This is a genomic window from Streptomyces sp. NPDC051636, from assembly GCF_044453765.1.
GTDB lineage: Bacteria > Actinomycetota > Actinomycetes > Streptomycetales > Streptomycetaceae > Streptomyces.
In genome coordinates this window covers 578,130-592,882 of record NZ_JBITDA010000001.1, presented here as the reverse complement: position 1 = coordinate 592,882, position 14,753 = coordinate 578,130, and the positions used below count along the sequence as shown (strand labels likewise).

At 71.1% G+C, this 14,753-nt stretch carries 19 protein-coding genes; 4 read left to right on the top strand and 15 right to left on the bottom strand.

Features of this window, described 5'->3' with window-relative positions; genetic code table 11:
- Positions 1 to 70 precede the first annotated feature (70 nt).
- From ACIBBH_RS02800 to ACIBBH_RS02785, 4 genes are all read right to left on the bottom strand, one after another.
- Positions 71 to 568 (bottom strand): DUF3618 domain-containing protein, encoded by a 498-nt coding sequence (locus tag ACIBBH_RS02800; protein ID WP_399401211.1) that lies wholly within the window; start codon positions 566 to 568, stop codon positions 71 to 73.
- Entirely contained in the window at positions 565 to 984 is a 420-nt protein-coding gene (locus ACIBBH_RS02795; protein ID WP_399401209.1) for a phage holin family protein, read from the bottom strand. Before ACIBBH_RS02795 ends, ACIBBH_RS02800 begins: the two co-directional genes overlap by 4 nt.
- Before the next feature lie 88 nt (positions 985 to 1,072).
- On the bottom strand, positions 1,073 to 1,786 hold the full coding sequence (locus ACIBBH_RS02790) for a hypothetical protein (protein WP_399401207.1): 714 nt from the start codon (positions 1,784 to 1,786) through the stop codon (positions 1,073 to 1,075).
- On the bottom strand, positions 1,783 to 1,917 hold the full coding sequence (locus ACIBBH_RS02785; RefSeq protein WP_399401205.1) for a hypothetical protein: 135 nt from the start codon (positions 1,915 to 1,917) through the stop codon (positions 1,783 to 1,785). Before ACIBBH_RS02785 ends, ACIBBH_RS02790 begins: the two co-directional genes overlap by 4 nt.
- A 167-nt stretch (positions 1,918 to 2,084) precedes the next feature.
- On the opposite strand from ACIBBH_RS02785, the gene dapA reads away from it, so the two are divergent.
- On the top strand, positions 2,085 to 2,990 hold the full coding sequence (dapA, locus tag ACIBBH_RS02780) for a 4-hydroxy-tetrahydrodipicolinate synthase (protein WP_399401203.1): 906 nt from the start codon (positions 2,085 to 2,087) through the stop codon (positions 2,988 to 2,990).
- 14 nt (positions 2,991 to 3,004) lie between these two features.
- Here the strand turns inward: dapA and ACIBBH_RS02775 are convergent, their stop codons facing one another.
- Entirely contained in the window at positions 3,005 to 4,195 is a 1,191-nt protein-coding gene (locus ACIBBH_RS02775; RefSeq protein WP_399401201.1) for a YncE family protein, read from the bottom strand.
- Positions 4,192 to 4,749, bottom strand: coding sequence for a SigE family RNA polymerase sigma factor (locus tag ACIBBH_RS02770; protein WP_399401200.1), 558 nt, complete (start codon positions 4,747 to 4,749; stop codon positions 4,192 to 4,194). The genes ACIBBH_RS02775 and ACIBBH_RS02770 overlap by 4 nt, the downstream gene beginning before the upstream one ends.
- A 143-nt stretch (positions 4,750 to 4,892) precedes the next feature.
- Here ACIBBH_RS02770 and ACIBBH_RS02765 point away from each other — a divergent pair, with 143 nt between their 5' ends.
- Complete coding sequence (locus tag ACIBBH_RS02765) at positions 4,893 to 5,396, top strand: hypothetical protein (RefSeq protein WP_399401198.1); 504 nt, start codon at positions 4,893 to 4,895, stop codon at positions 5,394 to 5,396.
- A gap of 49 nt (positions 5,397 to 5,445) precedes the next feature.
- Here the strand turns inward: ACIBBH_RS02765 and dapD are convergent, their stop codons facing one another.
- The gene (gene dapD / locus ACIBBH_RS02760) at positions 5,446 to 6,435 is read right to left on the bottom strand and encodes a 2,3,4,5-tetrahydropyridine-2,6-dicarboxylate N-succinyltransferase (RefSeq protein WP_399401196.1); all 990 of its coding nucleotides are present in this window, start codon (positions 6,433 to 6,435) and stop codon (positions 5,446 to 5,448) included.
- Between the two features lie 484 nt (positions 6,436 to 6,919).
- Between dapD and ACIBBH_RS02755 the strand changes: the two genes are divergently transcribed.
- Positions 6,920 to 7,144, top strand: a complete 225-nt coding sequence (locus ACIBBH_RS02755; protein ID WP_399401194.1) for an AbfB domain-containing protein — start codon at positions 6,920 to 6,922, stop codon at positions 7,142 to 7,144.
- Positions 7,145 to 7,205: 61 nt separating this feature from the next.
- Here the strand turns inward: ACIBBH_RS02755 and ACIBBH_RS02750 are convergent, their stop codons facing one another.
- The 8 genes from ACIBBH_RS02750 to ACIBBH_RS02715 form a co-directional block, all read right to left on the bottom strand.
- Entirely contained in the window at positions 7,206 to 7,538 is a 333-nt protein-coding gene (locus tag ACIBBH_RS02750) for a metal-sulfur cluster assembly factor (RefSeq protein WP_399401192.1), read from the bottom strand.
- A complete protein-coding gene (gene sufU, locus ACIBBH_RS02745; RefSeq protein WP_399401190.1) occupies positions 7,535 to 8,002 on the bottom strand; it encodes a Fe-S cluster assembly sulfur transfer protein SufU in 468 nt (155 codons plus the stop codon). Before sufU ends, ACIBBH_RS02750 begins: the two co-directional genes overlap by 4 nt.
- A gap of 16 nt (positions 8,003 to 8,018) precedes the next feature.
- Positions 8,019 to 9,275, bottom strand: a complete 1,257-nt coding sequence (locus ACIBBH_RS02740; protein ID WP_399401188.1) for a cysteine desulfurase — start codon at positions 9,273 to 9,275, stop codon at positions 8,019 to 8,021.
- On the bottom strand, positions 9,272 to 10,036 hold the full coding sequence (gene sufC / locus ACIBBH_RS02735; RefSeq protein ID WP_399401186.1) for a Fe-S cluster assembly ATPase SufC: 765 nt from the start codon (positions 10,034 to 10,036) through the stop codon (positions 9,272 to 9,274). The genes ACIBBH_RS02740 and sufC overlap by 4 nt, the downstream gene beginning before the upstream one ends.
- Before the next feature lie 7 nt (positions 10,037 to 10,043).
- Positions 10,044 to 10,367, bottom strand: a complete 324-nt coding sequence (locus tag ACIBBH_RS02730) for a non-heme iron oxygenase ferredoxin subunit (RefSeq protein WP_399401184.1) — start codon at positions 10,365 to 10,367, stop codon at positions 10,044 to 10,046.
- The gene (sufD, locus tag ACIBBH_RS02725; RefSeq protein ID WP_399401182.1) at positions 10,364 to 11,548 is read right to left on the bottom strand and encodes a Fe-S cluster assembly protein SufD; all 1,185 of its coding nucleotides are present in this window, start codon (positions 11,546 to 11,548) and stop codon (positions 10,364 to 10,366) included. Before sufD ends, ACIBBH_RS02730 begins: the two co-directional genes overlap by 4 nt.
- A gap of 63 nt (positions 11,549 to 11,611) precedes the next feature.
- Positions 11,612 to 13,033, bottom strand: a complete 1,422-nt coding sequence (gene sufB / locus ACIBBH_RS02720) for a Fe-S cluster assembly protein SufB (RefSeq protein ID WP_399401180.1) — start codon at positions 13,031 to 13,033, stop codon at positions 11,612 to 11,614.
- Positions 13,030 to 13,773, bottom strand: coding sequence for a helix-turn-helix transcriptional regulator (locus tag ACIBBH_RS02715; protein ID WP_399401178.1), 744 nt, complete (start codon positions 13,771 to 13,773; stop codon positions 13,030 to 13,032). The genes sufB and ACIBBH_RS02715 overlap by 4 nt, the downstream gene beginning before the upstream one ends.
- A 162-nt stretch (positions 13,774 to 13,935) precedes the next feature.
- Here ACIBBH_RS02715 and ACIBBH_RS02710 point away from each other — a divergent pair, with 162 nt between their 5' ends.
- Entirely contained in the window at positions 13,936 to 14,751 is an 816-nt protein-coding gene (locus ACIBBH_RS02710; RefSeq protein WP_399401176.1) for an aminoglycoside N(3)-acetyltransferase, read from the top strand.
- Positions 14,752 to 14,753: the final 2 nt, after the last annotated feature.

The window sequence follows — 14,753 nt, the reverse complement described above, 5'->3', positions numbered from 1 at the left end:
GGCCGAACGGAGAAAAGGGGTCGCGGGCTCAGGTGAGGATCCCGCGATCCCTCCCGGTCGTCGCGCCCGTTCAGCGGCGGGCGTGGCGCTGGCGCCACCAGATGCCTGCCACGACGAGTGCCGCGCCCGCCGCGCCGACGACCAGCGTCGGCACCGGGTGCCGCGTCCCCGCCTTGACGAAGGTGCGCGCCGGGCGCGGAACGCGCCGCTCGACGGCGTGCCCGGCGTGGCCGGCCGAGTCCTGGACGGCGTGTCCGGCCCGGCCCGCCCGCTCCTGCACGGTGTGACCGGCCCTGGCCGCCCGCTCCTGCACGGTGTGACCGGCCCTGGCCGCCCGTTCCTGGACGGTGTGACCGGCCTGCGCGGCGCTGCTGCGCAGCTGCACGGTCATCGCGCCCGCCTTGTCCCTGAGGTCGGCGGCCCGGGCCAGGGCACGCCCCTTCACGTCCACCCTGGCCGCCAACTCCTCGACCGTGCTGCCGAGCTGGCTCCTGGTGCGCTGGATCTGCTGCCGAAGTTCGTCGGGGCCCTTGGCGCCGGCCCCGCCGGGTCCGCTCCTGTTCGTCATCGGTGCGCCCTTTCCCTGATCTCGTCGACGTCTGCCTTGACGCTGCCGAGCGTCTCCTCGGGCGTGGGCGGTGCGGCGCGCCGCAGCTGGGCGCGGCCGGTCGCGGCGAGCAGGCCGGCGACGGCGAAGAGCACCGCCGTGACGATGAGCGCCGCGGCCCACACGGGCAGCGTCAGCGAGAGGGCGGCGACGGCCGTGGCCGCCAGGCCCAGCAGGCCGGCGTAGGCGACGGCGCCCGCCGCGCCCAGCAGTCCGCCGCCGCGCCCGGCCCGCCGCCCCTTCTCGGCCAACTCCTCCTTGGCGAGGGCCACTTCCTGCCGCGCGAGCTGGGAGAGCTGTTCGGTGGCCCGGCCGACGAGTTCGCCCACCGAAGAGTGCTCGTCGGTCGTGGGCCGCACGTGCGTGGTCCCGGTCACGGTGTTCCGCCTCCTCTCGGTCCGGGACATCCGGGTACCCCGGCCGGTGACCGTTAAAGGGGGCGGTCAGACCGTCGAGGGGGCGCGGTCAGCCCTGTGCGGGCGGGCGCCGGTCCTGCCCTCCTCCCCCCGCCCCGCGCTCACCGAGCCGGGCCAGCTGGCTCTGGAACCAGTCGAGGCGGGCCTGCAACAGGGCCGCCTCCGCGACCAGTTCGGGCACGCCGAGTTCCCCGGGCCCCGCCGGGCCGTCGCCCGGTGCCGGGCCGGCGCCGCCCGCCACCACCCGCAGCCCGTCCCCGGCCAGCCGGGCGAAGGAGGCGAGCGAGAGGGACGTACGGCCGCGCAGGCACAGCGGGCAGGAGGCGGCCAGGGCGTGCCAACCGGACCTGCCCCAGCCCGCGTCGGCGAGCGCCGCCGGGGGCGCGCCGCAGGCGCAGGGGCCCACGGTGGCCGTGCGTACCCGCTGCCGGGCGTAGCGGAAGCCGCGCTCGAAGCGGATGTAGGCGCCGAGGACGGAGACCTCCAGCAGGACCGCCGCCCGGTGCTCGGTGGTGCACAGCAGCGCCTCGGCGGTCGTGCGGTCGTGCACGCAGTGGAAGCCGCAGTCGCACAGCCGCGCGGGCGGGCGGTGCCGGCGGCCGTAGACGCAGGACGCGTCGTCCACGACCGCGTACGGCAGCGCGCCGCCGAGCGACACACCGGTGAACCCGGCCCGGGTGCCGTCCTGGGACAGCACCGGGTGGGCGATCTTGTATCCGGTCGGCGGCTCCGTCGGGCGTTCCGTGGGGAGCCGCAGCCTCATCGCGCGGCCGGGACCTCTTCGGGCGCGGAGGCCTGCGGTTCGCGGATCTCCTCGGGGACGTCGCGTTCTTCCTCGTGCACGAGTGGCCGTTCCTCGGCGACTCCGGTGGCCAGTGCCTTGCCGAGCTTCATGGCGCCTCCCATGACCTGCGTCGGTGACCGTCTGGCCATAGTGACCCATGAAGGGCCGAGTTGGACACAGGGCGTGGCGCGCACCGATGGACGGTGAAGCAACGCTTACCAATACCTGATAGAAGAATTAAGTAGAGCTTCACCATCATCGCGCCGAGACTACTCCCATGACGACCACCCCGCACCCCTCCCCGCGTCCCTTCGGCCGCACGCTCTGCGCGATGATCACGCCCTTCACCGAGGCGGGCGCGCTCGACCTGGACGGCGCCGGGCGGCTGGCCGAGCGGCTGGTGGCGGAAGGCTGCGACGGTGTGGTGCTGAGCGGCACGACCGGGGAGTCACCGACCACGACCGACGCCGAGAAGGCGGCGCTCGTCTCGGCCGTCCGGGAGGCGGTGGGCGACCGGGCGGCGATCGTGGCGGGCGTGGGCACTTCCGACACCCTGCACACCGTGGAGCTGGCCCGGGCGGCCGAGAAGGCCGGCGCGGACGGGGTGCTGGTGGTGACGCCGTACTACAGCAGGCCGCCGCAGGACGCGGTGGAGGCGCATTTCCGTCAGGTCGCCGACGCGAGCGGCCTGCCGGTGATGCTGTACGACATCCCGGGCCGCACCGGCACCCGCATCGCTCCGGAGACGATGATCCGGCTCGCCGACCACCCCCGGATCGTGGCCGTCAAGGACTGCTCGTACGACTTCCTCGGCACCCAGAAGGTGCTGGCGCGGACCGGGCTGGCGTACTACGCGGGCTGCGACGAGCACATCCTCGCGCTGTACGCGGTGGGCGCGGCCGGCTACGTCAGCACGGTCGCCAACGTCGTCCCGGCCGGGCTCCGGGCGGTCCTCGACGCGTTCGAGGCGGGCGACACCCCCGTGTCCGCCCGCCTCCAGCAGCGCGCCACGCCGTTCATCGAGCTGATGATGGCGTCCGGCCTGCCCGGCACGGTCACCGCCAAGGGCCTGCTCAACGCCCTGGGCCTGCCGGCGGGCCCGGTCCGCGCCCCGCTGCGCCCCGCCGACCGCGAGACGGTCGACAGACTGCTGGCGGCCTACGAGGAGTTCACGGCCAGCTGATCGGCGCGCGCCGGTCAGGGCTGGGCGAAGACCGGCTGCCAGCGTCCCGCGGCCCCGTCGTTGCCCTTGCGGAAACCACTCAGCGGTACGACCTTGTCGCTGCCGATGGTGACCAGCACGAGCCGGTTGTGGAACTCGTTCGAGCCGGGCGTGATGTCCCAGGCGATGAGCGACTTCTCACCCACCCAGGCGAGCAGCTGCTGCCCGCGCACCTCGGTCTTCTTGCCGGTGGCGGCGTCGAGGATCCAGGAGGAGGTCTTCCACTTCTTGCCCGCGAAGTCACCCGCGACGAGCTTGCCGCTCGGCGACTTCCCCGCGTCGACGAACCAGTCCAGGTACTTCTCGCTCGCCGGAACGGGGACCTCGGCACCCTCGAGGTCGTAGAACTGCTTGCCGATGTCTCCCATGGGGTTCCCGGCCCAGACGAACCGGCCGTCGTCGCTGAGGGCGAAGTCCTGGCGGGCGTTGAGGAAGCCGCTGCTGTCGACCTTGCTCCAGGAACCGTTGCCGGAGGCCACGTCGAGGACGTAGAAGCCGGTGCGGGGCGAGGTGGACGGCGCCTCCCAGCCGTCGGATCCCGCCATCTTGATCCGCCGGTCGGGATTCTCGCCGTAGGTCGTCGCGACCAGCTTGCGTCCGTCCCGCGAGAACGCGAGGCCCCCGACGCCGTGGTCGACCGGAATCCACCGCTTGACCTCGCCGGTGGTCAGGTCGAGCAGGCCGATCCGCGAGGCGGGCAGGTTCTGCTCCAGTACGGCGGCGGTCTTCATGCCGGGAGCGACGGCGACGTAGGACCACTTCGTGGTCTTCACGTACTTTCCGGTCTTGTGGTCGAGCAGCCAGTAGGTGCGGACGGAGACCGCCTCGTCGGCCGACTTCTCCACGGTCTTCTGGATGTAGTAGGCGGCCAGTGTCGTGCCCCCGGCGGAGATCAGCCGGCGCGGCGGCGACTGGTCGGGGTGGGCGACGACCCGGCCGTCGGTGACGTGCGCGGGCCGCACGTCACGGCCGCCGCCGCTGTCCAGCAGCGGCACCCCCACGGCCACGGCGACCACCGTCGCGGCGGACGCGGCGAGGCAGGCGACGGTCCGGGTCCGCCGGCGCCGGCGCAGCACGAGCACCCGGTCGGCCAGGGTGCCGGACGGCGGTTGCGTCTCCCCCGCCATCTCGCGCAGGGAGTCGCGTACGAGTTCCTCGACGTTCACGGACGCACCTCCACGGGCGAGAAGTCACGGGACGGCAGCTGCTCGGCCCCGGCGGGGCCGAGCGCGGCCAGCTCGGGCGCGAGGGCGCGCAGCCGGGCCAGGGAGCGGTGGGTGGTGGACCGTACGGTGCCCACGGAGCAGCCCAGCAGGCGGGCCACCTCGGCCTCGGGCAGGTCCTCGAAGTAGCGCAGCACCAGCACCGTGCGCTGCCGCGCGGTGAGCCGGGACAGGGCCGCGCGCAGCACGAGACGCAGCTCGGCGGCGTTCGAGGCGTCCGGGGCCGCAGCGCTCTCCGGCGGTTCGGCGACGCTGAGTTCACGCCGGCGCCACTTCAGCCGCCAGCGGCTGATCTGCTGCCGGTACAGGATCTGCCGTACGTAGGCCTCGGGCTCGTCGATCCGCTGCCACCGCCCCGCCGCCTTGACCAGCGCGTTCTGCAACAGGTCCTCGCCGGCGTGCCGGTCCCCGCCGGTCAGCAGGACGGCCGTCCTCAGCAGCGCGGACGACCGGTTCGCCACGAACTCACGGAAGCTCTCCTGCGCTTCGGCATCCATCGTCACCTTCTCTTTCCCCCGGGCGGACCCGGTGTCCGGTCCCTGTATCCCTTGTGACGCGGCCGGCCGCCTGCCGCTATGCCTGTGCTGCCGGGAGGAAATCTTCCGCCGGTCCACGGCGCCCGGTGCCGTACGTTGTCCCCGTGAGCCGCCCCCTGCTGTACCTGGACGTCGACGGCCCCCTCAACCCCTACGCGGCGAAGCCCGAGCGGCGCCCCGAGGGCTACACGACGATCCGGGTGGCCCTGCACCCCGGCCGCGCCCTGCGGGTCTGGCTGAACCCGGCCCACGGCCCGGCGCTCCTGGACCTCGGCTACGACCTGTACTGGGCCACCACATGGATGGACGCGGCCAACCGCTGGATCGCCCCTGTCGTCGGTCTGCCCGCACTGCCGTACGTCGACTTCGGCGCGGGCCTGTTCGCCACGCGCCCCGACGGCGTCCACTGGAAGACGGAGGCCATCGTCGACCACGCCGCCGACCGCCCCTTCGCCTGGGTGGACGACGAGCAGAGCCCGGCCGACACGGAATACGTGACGGCCCACCACCGCGGTCCCGCGCTGCTCCACCACGTCGATCCGGGGCTCGGGCTGCGCGAGGAGGATTTCACCGTGCTGGCGGACTTCGCGACGTCCCTGCCGACATGACGCAGCGCCCTCCCGCACAGGGCGGAAGGGCGCTGCGGGGCCGCTGCCGTCAGTTGTGGCTGTGCAGTACCTCGTTCAGCCCGCCCCACACCGCGTTGTTCGGGCGGGCCTCCACCGTGCCGGTGACCGAGTTGCGGCGGAAGAGGATGTTGGAGGCGCCGGAGAGTTCGCGGGCCTTGACGATCTGGCCGTCGGGCATGGTGACGCGGGTGCCCGCGGTGACGTACAGGCCGGCCTCGACCACGCACTCGTCGCCGAGGGCGATGCCGACGCCCGCCTCGGCGCCGATCAGGCAGCGCTCGCCGATGGAGATGATCACGTTGCCGCCGCCGGACAGGGTGCCCATGGTGGAGGCGCCGCCGCCGATGTCGGAGCCGTCGCCGACCACGACGCCCGCGGAGATGCGGCCCTCGACCATGGAGGTGCCGAGGGTGCCGGCGTTGAAGTTCACGAAGCCCTCGTGCATGACCGTGGTGCCCTCGGCGAGGTGGGCGCCGAGGCGGACCCGGTCGGCGTCGGCGATGCGGACGCCCTTGGGGGCGACGTAGTCCGTCATGCGCGGGAACTTGTCGATCGAGGTCACCTGGAGGTGCAGGCCCTCGGCGCGGGCGTTGAGCCGCACCTTCTCGATGTCGTCCACGGCGACCGGGCCCAGCGAGGTCCAGGCGACGTTCGCGAGGTGGGCGAACATGCCGTCCAGGCTCTGGCCGTGCGGCTTGACCAGCCGGTGCGACAGCAGGTGCAGGCGCAGGTAGACGTCGTGCGCGTCGATCGGCTTGTCGTCGAGCGAGGCGATGACCGTGCGGACCGCGATCACCTCGACGCCCCGGCGGGCGTCCGGGCCGGTCGCCGCGGTCGCGCCACCGCCGAGCAGCTCCGCGGCCTGCTCGGCGGACAGCCGCTCGGTGCCGGCGGGGCCGGGTTCCGCCACCAGCTCGGGTGCGGGGAACCAGGTGTCGAGGACGGTACCGTCGGCGGCGATCGTGGCGAGGCCGGCGGCGACGGCACCGGTGGTGCGGGGAGCGTTCGTGTCGGTCATAAGGGCAACCTAACGTGGCCGGGGCGGCTTGGGCGAACCGTGTCTCACGTGCCGGGCCGGCACATACCGGTCCGCGCTGCGAGGGCGCCCCCGCAAGGACCGGCGCCGGCGGTGGCTCAGCCCGGCGATGCCCTTCCTGCCGGCCACCCGGGGGCGCCGCGACGGTGATCCGCTGCCGCCGCTCGGGGCCGTACCGCCGCGGCATCGGTGCGCCCCCGGATCGAGCACCACCACTCCCCCGGCGACCGGCAGGATCCCGGTGGTGCCGAGCCTGCTGAAGCCGTCGCCCTGTGCTCGGTCACCGGGCCCGGCTCGCGCAGCCGGGTCAGGCGGTCGAGCGTCCGCCGCTTGGCGCGGGCCTCGCGGCGCAGGGCGGCGACGCGGTGGTAACGGAGCCGTTCGGCCGGGTCGGGCCGGACCGCGCCGCGCGGCTCGCAGCCGTGCCGGGCCAGTCGTCGCGGCGGGCCGGGGCGGAGAGCCGGCTGTGCGACGCGGTGCTCGGCGCAACGACGGCTCGTCCCTGTTCCGGCGGGACGCCACCTTCTGCCCCCGGGCGTCCTCGTTCTCCGGCGCGGTCATGCTGGAGTCGGTCAACTACCCGGGCCGCTTCCTGCGCCACCAGGACCTCCAGCTGAAGCTGGACCCGTACCAGGACAGCGACCTGTACCGAGCCGACTCGGCGTTCCTGCTGGTGGACGGGCCGGCCTGAGCACCGGCAAAAGAAACGGCGAGGTCCGGTCGGACCTCGCCGCTCTTCACGCATCGAACGCTCAGACGTTGAAACCGAGCGCACGCAGCTGCTCGCGTCCGTCGTCCGTGATCTTGTCGGGGCCCCACGGCGGCATCCAGACCCAGTTGATGCGCAGCTCGCTGACCAGGCCGTCCGTGGCGGACTTGGCCTGGTCCTCGATGACGTCGGTCAGCGGGCAGGCCGCCGAGGTCAGGGTCATGTCGACGGTCGCGATGTTGGAGTCGTCGATGTGGATGCCGTAGATCAGCCCCAGGTTGACCACGTCGATGCCCAGCTCGGGGTCGACGACGTCCATCAGGGCCTCGCGGAGTTCCTCCTCAGAGGCCGGCTTCATCTCCACGGTGTCACTCATGCCGTCTTCCTTTCGGCGTCGGCTCCGCCCAGGGCCTGGGCCGTCGCGTCCTTCCACGCCATCCAGCTCAGGAGGGCGCACTTCACCCGCGCCGGGTACTTGGAGACACCGGCGAACGCGACCGCGTCCTCCAGGACCTCCTCCATCGCGTCGTCGGGCTCGATCTTGCCCTTGGACTGCATCAGCTCCAGGAAGGTCTCCTGGATCTTCCGCGCCTCTGCCAGATCCTTGCCGACCAGCAGTTCGTTCAGCACGGAGGCCGAGGCCTGGCTGATGGAGCAGCCCTGGCCCTCGTAACTGACGTCCTCGATCGTCGTGCCGTCGTACTTCACGCGGAGGGTGATCTCGTCGCCGCACGTCGGGTTCACGTGGTGTACCTCGGCGTCGCCATCCCGCAAGCCCCGCCCGTGCGGGTTCTTGTAGTGATCCAGGATGACTTCCTGGTACATCGAGTCCAGCTTCACGGTTTCAGCACGCCCTTCAGCCGAAGAAGTTCCGTACGTGCTCCAGGCCGTCGACCAGAGCGTCGATCTCGGCCGGCGTGGAGTACAGATAGAACGACGCTCGCGTGGTCGCGGGAATTCCGTAGCGGAGGCAGACGGGCCGCGCGCAGTGGTGGCCGACGCGGACCGCGATGCCCTGCTCGTCGAGGACCTGGCCCACGTCGTGCGGATGGATGTCGCCCAGGGTGAAGGAGATCGCCGCGCCCCGCTCCTCGGCCGTGGTCGGGCCGATGATCCTGAGGTCGGGGACCTCCGCCAGCTTGCGCACCGCGTACTCGGTGAGCGCGTGCTCGTGGGCGAGGATCTTGTCCATGCCGATCAACGACAGGTAGTCGATCGCCGCTCCGAGGCCGACCGCCTGCGCGATCGGCGGGGTGCCCGCCTCGAACTTGTGCGGCGCCGGGGCGTACGTCGAGGAGTGCATCGACACCGTCTCGATCATCTCGCCGCCGCCGAGGAACGGAGGCAGGTCCTCCAGCAGCTCCTGGCGTCCCCACAGCACGCCGATGCCGGTCGGGCCGCACATCTTGTGGCCGGTGAAGGCCACGAAGTCGGCCTGGAGGGCCTGCACGTCCAGCGGCATGTGCGGCGCGGCCTGGGAGGCGTCGACGCAGACCAGCGCGCCGACCTCCTGGGCTCGGCGGACTATCGCCTCGACCGGGTTCACGGTGCCCAGGATGTTCGACACCAGCACGAAGGAGACGATCTTCGTCTTCTCCGTGATGATCTCGTCGATGTTGGACAGGTCCAGGCGGCCGTCGTCGGTCAGGCCGAACCACTTCAGCTTCGCGCCCGTACGCTGCGCGAGCAGCTGCCAGGGCACGATGTTGGAGTGGTGCTCCATCTCCGTGATGACGATCTCGGTCTCGTGGTCCACCCGGTAGGGCTCGTCGGCCCAGCCGAGCATGTTCGCCACCAGGTTGAGCGACTCGGAGGCGTTCTTGGTGAAGATCACCTCGTCGCGGCTCGGCGCGTTGATGAACGCGGCGACCTTGTCGCGCGCGCCCTCGTACAGCGCCGTGGCCTCCTCGGCGAGCACATGCACACCGCGGTGGACGTTGGCGTTGTAGCGCTCGTAGTAATCGCTGAGAGCGTCCAGCACCTGGCGCGGCTTCTGCGAGGTCGCCGCGTTGTCCAGGTACACGAGCTTCTTACCGTCGTGGACCTGCCGGTCCAGGATGGGGAAGTCCTTGCGGATCGCCTCGGTGTCGAGGAGGCCCGGCAGCTGTGTCACGCGGATGCGCCACCCTTCGTGTATGCCTCGTAGCCCTCGTCCTCCAGCTTGTCGGCGAGCTCGGCGCCGCCGGACTCCACGATCCGGCCGGCGGAGAAGACGTGGACATAGTCGGGCTTGATGTAGCGCAGGATGCGCGTGTAGTGCGTGATCAGCAGGGTGCCGACCTCGCCGGTCCCGCGGACGCGGTTCACGCCCTCCGACACGATCCGCAGCGCGTCGACGTCCAGGCCGGAGTCCGTCTCGTCCAGGATCGCGATCTTCGGCTTGAGCAGCTCGAGCTGGAGGATCTCGTGGCGCTTCTTCTCACCGCCGGAGAAGCCCTCGTTGACGTTGCGCTCGGCGAAGGACGGGTCCATGTTGAGGCGCTCCATGGCCTCCTTGACCTCCTTCACCCAGGTGCGCAGCTTGGGGGCCTCGCCGCGGATGGCGGTGGCGGAGGTGCGCAGGAAGTTGGAGACCGAGACGCCGGGGACCTCGACCGGGTACTGCATCGCCAGGAACAGGCCCGCGCGGGCGCGCTCGTCGACGCTCATCTCCAGGACGTCCTCGCCGTCGAGGGTGACGGTGCCGCCGGTGATCGTGTACTTCGGGTGACCCGCGAGCGAGTAGGCGAGGGTCGACTTGCCCGAGCCGTTGGGGCCCATGATGGCGTGCGTCTCGCCCTGCTTCACGGTGAGGTCGACGCCCTTGAGGATCTCCTTCGTGGCGTTGTCGGCCTCGACGGTGACGTGCAGGTCTCGGATTTCAAGCGTTGCCATGGGTGCCTCAGGACTCCTGGGTGAGGGAGACGAGAACGTCGTCCCCTTCGATCTTTACGGGGTATACGGGGACGGGGCGCGTCGCGGGCAGGCTGTCGGGCTTGCCGGAGCGGAGGTCGAAGCGCGAGCCGTGCAGCCAGCACTCGATGTGGCAGTCGTCGACCTCGCCCTCGGAGAGCGAGACGTTCGCGTGGGAGCAGACGTCGTTGATGGCGAACACCTCGCCCTCGGTCTTCACGACCGAGACCGGCGTGCCGTCGAGTTCCACCCGCTTCGGGGTGTCCTCCTCCAGCTCGCCCAGCCCGCAGACGCGTACGAATGCGTCGCTCATGCGACCGACGCCTCCAGCTCTTCGTCGATCTTGGCGATGAGGCGCTCCTCGATGTCCGCGACGCCGATCTGCTGGACCAGTTCGGCGAAGAAGCCGCGGACGACGAGGCGGCGGGCCTCGTGCTCGGGGATGCCGCGGGCCATGAGGTAGAAGAGCTGCTCGTCGTCGAAGCGGCCGGTGGCGCTGGCGTGGCCGGCGCCGACGATCTCGCCGGTCTCGATCTCCAGGTTCGGCACCGAGTCGACCCGGGCGCCGTCCGTGAGGACGAGGTTGCGGTTCATCTCGTAGGTGTCCGTGCCCTCGGCCTTGGCCTCGATGAGCACGTCGCCGATCCACACCGCGTGGGCGTTGTCGCCCTGGAGCGCGCCCTTGTAGGCCACGTTCGACCTGCAGTGCGGGGTGTTGTGGTCGACGAGGAGGCGGTGCTCCTGGTGCTGGCCCGCGTCGGTGAAGTACAGACCGAACAGCTCGGCCTCGCCGCCGGTGCCGGCGTAGGCGACGCGCGGGTGCAGCCGTACGAGGTCGCCGCCGAAGGTGACCACGAAGGACTTGAAGGTGGCGTCCCGGCCGACCAGCGCGTTGTGCTGGCCGACGTGGACGGCCTTGTCGTCCCAGTCCTGGACGGAGACGACGGTCAGCTTGGCGCCGTCGCCCAGGATGTAGTCGACGTTGGCGGCGAGTACGGCGTCACCGGTGTGGTCGATGACGACGACGGCCTCGGCGAAGGCTCCGAGCTCCACGACCTGCTGGCCGTAGGCGACCCCGCCCTCGCCGTGCACGGCGATGCGGATCGGCTCGGTGAGCACCGTCTCCTTGGGGACGGTGACCACGCCGGCCTTCTCGAACGCCGAGTACGCCTGGGCGGCGACGCGGTCCACGGGGGTGCCGGCCCTGCCGAGGCGCGCGTCGTCGCGGCCGACGGTCTCGACGGTCACGCCCTCGGGGGCCTGGACGTCCACCTTCACGCCGTCGCCGGTCGCGACCGCGGTGCCGTCGTGCAGGCCGCGCAGCCGCTCCAGCGGCGTGAACCGCCACTCCTCCTCACGGCCGTGGGGGACCGGGAAGTCCGCCACGTCGAAGGACGGGGGCGCACTCATGCGCGTGGCGACGGTCGACTCGGCGGCCACCGCGATCTGGCCCGCGGTGGTGGACCCCACGGGGATGTTCTGAGCCTCAGCCATGGCTGTCGGTCTGCTCTCTTTCCTACGTCAGAATTCCGCTAGCTGTTTTCCGGAGGACGGGCCTCAGCCGACCGCGCCTTCCATCTGCAGCTCGATCAGCCGGTTGAGCTCGAGGGCGTACTCCATGGGCAGCTCCTTGGCGATGGGCTCGACGAAGCCGCGCACGATCATCGCCATCGCCTCGAACTCGCTCAGACCGCGGCTCATCAGGTAGAAGAGCTGGTCCTCGGAGACCTTGGAGACGGTCGCCTCGTGGCCCATGGACACGTCGTCCTCCCGGACGTCCACGTAGGGGTACGTGTCGGAGCGGGAGATGGTGTCGACGAGCAGCGCGTCGCACAGCACGTTGGACTTCGAGCCGTGGGCGCCCTCGCCGATCTCGACGAGACCGCGGTAGGACGTACGACCGCCACCGCGCGCCACCGACTTGGAGACGATGTTGGAGGAGGTGTTCGGCGCCATGTGGACCATCTTGGAGCCGGCGTCCTGGTGCTGGCCCTCGCCCGCGAAGGCGATGGACAGGGTCTCGCCCTTGGCGTGCTCGCCCATCAGGTAGACGGCCGGGTACTTCATCGTCACCTTGGAGCCGATGTTGCCGTCGATCCACTCCATGGTCGCGCCCTCGTACGCCACGGCGCGCTTGGTGACCAGGTTGTAGACGTTGTTCGACCAGTTCTGGATGGTCGTGTAACGGCAGCGGGCGTTCTTCTTGACGATGATCTCGACGACCGCGCTGTGCAGGGAGTCCGACTTGTAGATCGGGGCCGTACAACCCTCGACGTAGTGCACGTAGGCACCCTCGTCGACGATGATCAGGGTCCGCTCGAACTGGCCCATGTTCTCCGTGTTGATGCGGAAGTAGGCCTGGAGCGGGATCTCCACGTGGACGCCCGGCGGGACGTAGATGAAGGAGCCGCCGGACCACACGGCGGTGTTCAGCGAGGCGAACTTGTTGTCACCGACCGGGATGACCGTGCCGAAGTACTCCTTGAAGAGCTCGGGGTGCTCCTTCAGGGCGGTGTCGGTGTCGAGGAAGATGACGCCCTGCTCCTCCAGGTCCTCGCGGATCTGGTGGTAGACGACCTCCGACTCGTACTGGGCCGCGACACCGGCGACGAGGCGCTGCTTCTCCGCCTCGGGGATGCCGAGCTTGTCGTACGTGTTCTTGATGTCCTCGGGCAGGTCCTCCCAGGACTCCGCCTGCTTCTCCGTGGAGCGCACGAAGTACTTGATGTTGTCGAAGTCGATGCCCGACAGGTCCGAGCCCCAGTTCGGCATGGGCTTCTTCTCGAAGAGCCTCAGGCCCTTCAGGCGCAGCTTGGTCATCCACTCCGGCTCGGACTTCTTCGCCGAGATGTCGCGGACGACCTCCTCGTTCAGACCGCGCCTGGCAGAGGCGCCGGCCGTGTCGGAGTCGGCCCAGCCGTATTCGTAATTGCCCAGGCCCTCGAGCTCGGGGTGGGCAGTCTCCGTGGGGAGAGTCATGCGGGGTTCCTCCCGGCCGTGCTTGCAGATGCGTCGGTTGCGTCAGTGGAAATCTTGGGGATGAACGTCGTGCAGACGCCGTCGCCGTGGGCGATGGTCGCCAGTCGCTGGACGTGCGTTCCGAGCAGCTCGGCGAAGATCTCCGTCTCCGCCTCGCACAGCTGGGGGAACTGCTCCGCGACGTGGGCGACCGGGCAGTGGTGCTGGCAGAGCTGCTCGCCGACCGGTGCGCTGCGCGCCGTAGCAGCGTACCCGTCCGCGCTCAGGGCCTTGGCCAGCGCTTCGGTGCGCTTGTCGGGGGTGACACTCTCGATCGCCTTGCGGTACGCGCTCGCCTGCGCGGTGATCCGGGCCCGGGCGAAGGCGGCGACCGCCTCCCGGCCGCCCTCGCGCTCGGCGATCCAGCGGAGCGCGTCCGCGGCGAGCTTGTCGTACGACTGGTCGAAGGCGTCGCGGCCGCAGTCGGTGAGCGCGAAGACCTTCGCGGGCCGGCCGCGCGTCCGAGCGCCGTACACCCGCTGCTCGCGCGGCTCGACGACGTCGTCGGCGACGAGCGCGTCCAGGTGACGTCGTACGGCCGCCTGGGTGAGTCCCAGCCGTCCGGCCAGCTCGGCGACGGTCGACGGCCCGTGGTCCAGGATGGACCGCGCGACCCGGTTGCGGGTGGACCGCTCCCCGGTCGCGAGCTCCTCCTGAGGGGCCCCCGTGGGGGTCTCCCGAGCCTCGCCGACGTTTTTCACAACGCCATTGTTGCGTAATTCCTCAGAGGCAGGCAAGCCGCGTCCGCGCCGGTGGACGGTGCCCTGCGTCACTTAGGTTCACCTAATCCGACCTGCGGAAACGATCTTCTGACCGATCAGACGGGTGGCGGGCCCGAGCGTGGTCCGAGAGACTTCCGGACCATGCCCATACCCCCTCCGACCGGCCCTCTTGTCACCCGCGACACGGTCTCCGCCCAGTTGCGCCTGCTCGGCGTGGAGACCGGCGAGATCCTCCTCGTGCACGCCTCATTGAGCTCACTCGGCTGGGTCAACGGAGGCGCTGTCGCCGTCGTCCAGGGTCTGCTCGACGTCCTCGGCCCCGAAGGCACGCTCGTCGTCCCCGCCCAGTCCGGCGACCTGTCGGATCCGGCCGTGTGGGGCAGTCCGCCGGTGCCCGAGGAGTGGTGGGAGCGGATCCGGGCCACCATGCCGGAGTACGACCCGCTGATCACGCCCTCGCGCGGGGTCGGCGTGATCCCGGAGACCGTACGGACCTGGCCGGGCGCCCTGCGCAGCGCCCACCCGCAGACCTCCTTCGCCGCCCTCGGAGCGCGCGCGGCGGAGATCGTCGAGGGTCACGCCCCCGACTGCCGGCTCGGCGAGCGCAGCCCGCTGGCCCGGCTGGAGGAGCGGGGCGCCCGGGTGCTGCTGCTGGGCGCGGGGTACGAGACCTGCACCGGCTTCCATCTGGCCGAGTACCGCATCCCGGCGCCGCTCGTCCGGGTCGGCCGGCCGGCTCCCGGCGGGGGGTGGGAGGCGGTGACCGAGGTGTCGATCAGCTCGGACCGGTTCGACGAGCTGGGTCACGACTTCGAGCGGGACCGTCCCGTCGTACGGGGGAAGGTGGGCGCGGCCGACGCACGGCTGTTCCCGGTGGCGGACGCGGTGGCCTACGCCGAGCGGTGGCTGGCGCTGCACCGGCCCCGCGAGGAGGAGTTCCCGTACCCGCCCGCCTGAGC

Bases quoted from the DNA above. Each gene is read 5' to 3' on its own strand.
- sufC (WP_399401186.1), bottom strand. From the start codon at position 10,036: ATGGCAACGCTTGAAATCCGAGACCTGCACGTCACCGTCGAGGCCGAC.
- ACIBBH_RS02750 (WP_399401192.1), bottom strand. From the start codon at position 7,538: ATGAGTGACACCGTGGAGATGAAGCCGGCCTCTGAGGAGGAACTCCGC.
- sufD (WP_399401182.1), bottom strand. From the start codon at position 11,548: ATGGCTGAGGCTCAGAACATCCCCGTGGGGTCCACCACCGCGGGCCAG.
- sufB (WP_399401180.1), bottom strand. From the start codon at position 13,033: ATGACTCTCCCCACGGAGACTGCCCACCCCGAGCTCGAGGGCCTGGGC.
- ACIBBH_RS02730 (WP_399401184.1), bottom strand. From the start codon at position 10,367: ATGAGCGACGCATTCGTACGCGTCTGCGGGCTGGGCGAGCTGGAGGAG.
- ACIBBH_RS02790 (WP_399401207.1), bottom strand. From the start codon at position 1,786: ATGAGGCTGCGGCTCCCCACGGAACGCCCGACGGAGCCGCCGACCGGA.
- dapA (WP_399401203.1), top strand. From the start codon at position 2,085: ATGACGACCACCCCGCACCCCTCCCCGCGTCCCTTCGGCCGCACGCTC.
- ACIBBH_RS02800 (WP_399401211.1), bottom strand. From the start codon at position 568: ATGACGAACAGGAGCGGACCCGGCGGGGCCGGCGCCAAGGGCCCCGAC.
- ACIBBH_RS02770 (WP_399401200.1), bottom strand. From the start codon at position 4,749: ATGGATGCCGAAGCGCAGGAGAGCTTCCGTGAGTTCGTGGCGAACCGG.
- dapD (WP_399401196.1), bottom strand. From the start codon at position 6,435: ATGACCGACACGAACGCTCCCCGCACCACCGGTGCCGTCGCCGCCGGC.
- ACIBBH_RS02710 (WP_399401176.1), top strand. From the start codon at position 13,936: ATGCCCATACCCCCTCCGACCGGCCCTCTTGTCACCCGCGACACGGTC.
- ACIBBH_RS02785 (WP_399401205.1), bottom strand. From the start codon at position 1,917: ATGAAGCTCGGCAAGGCACTGGCCACCGGAGTCGCCGAGGAACGGCCA.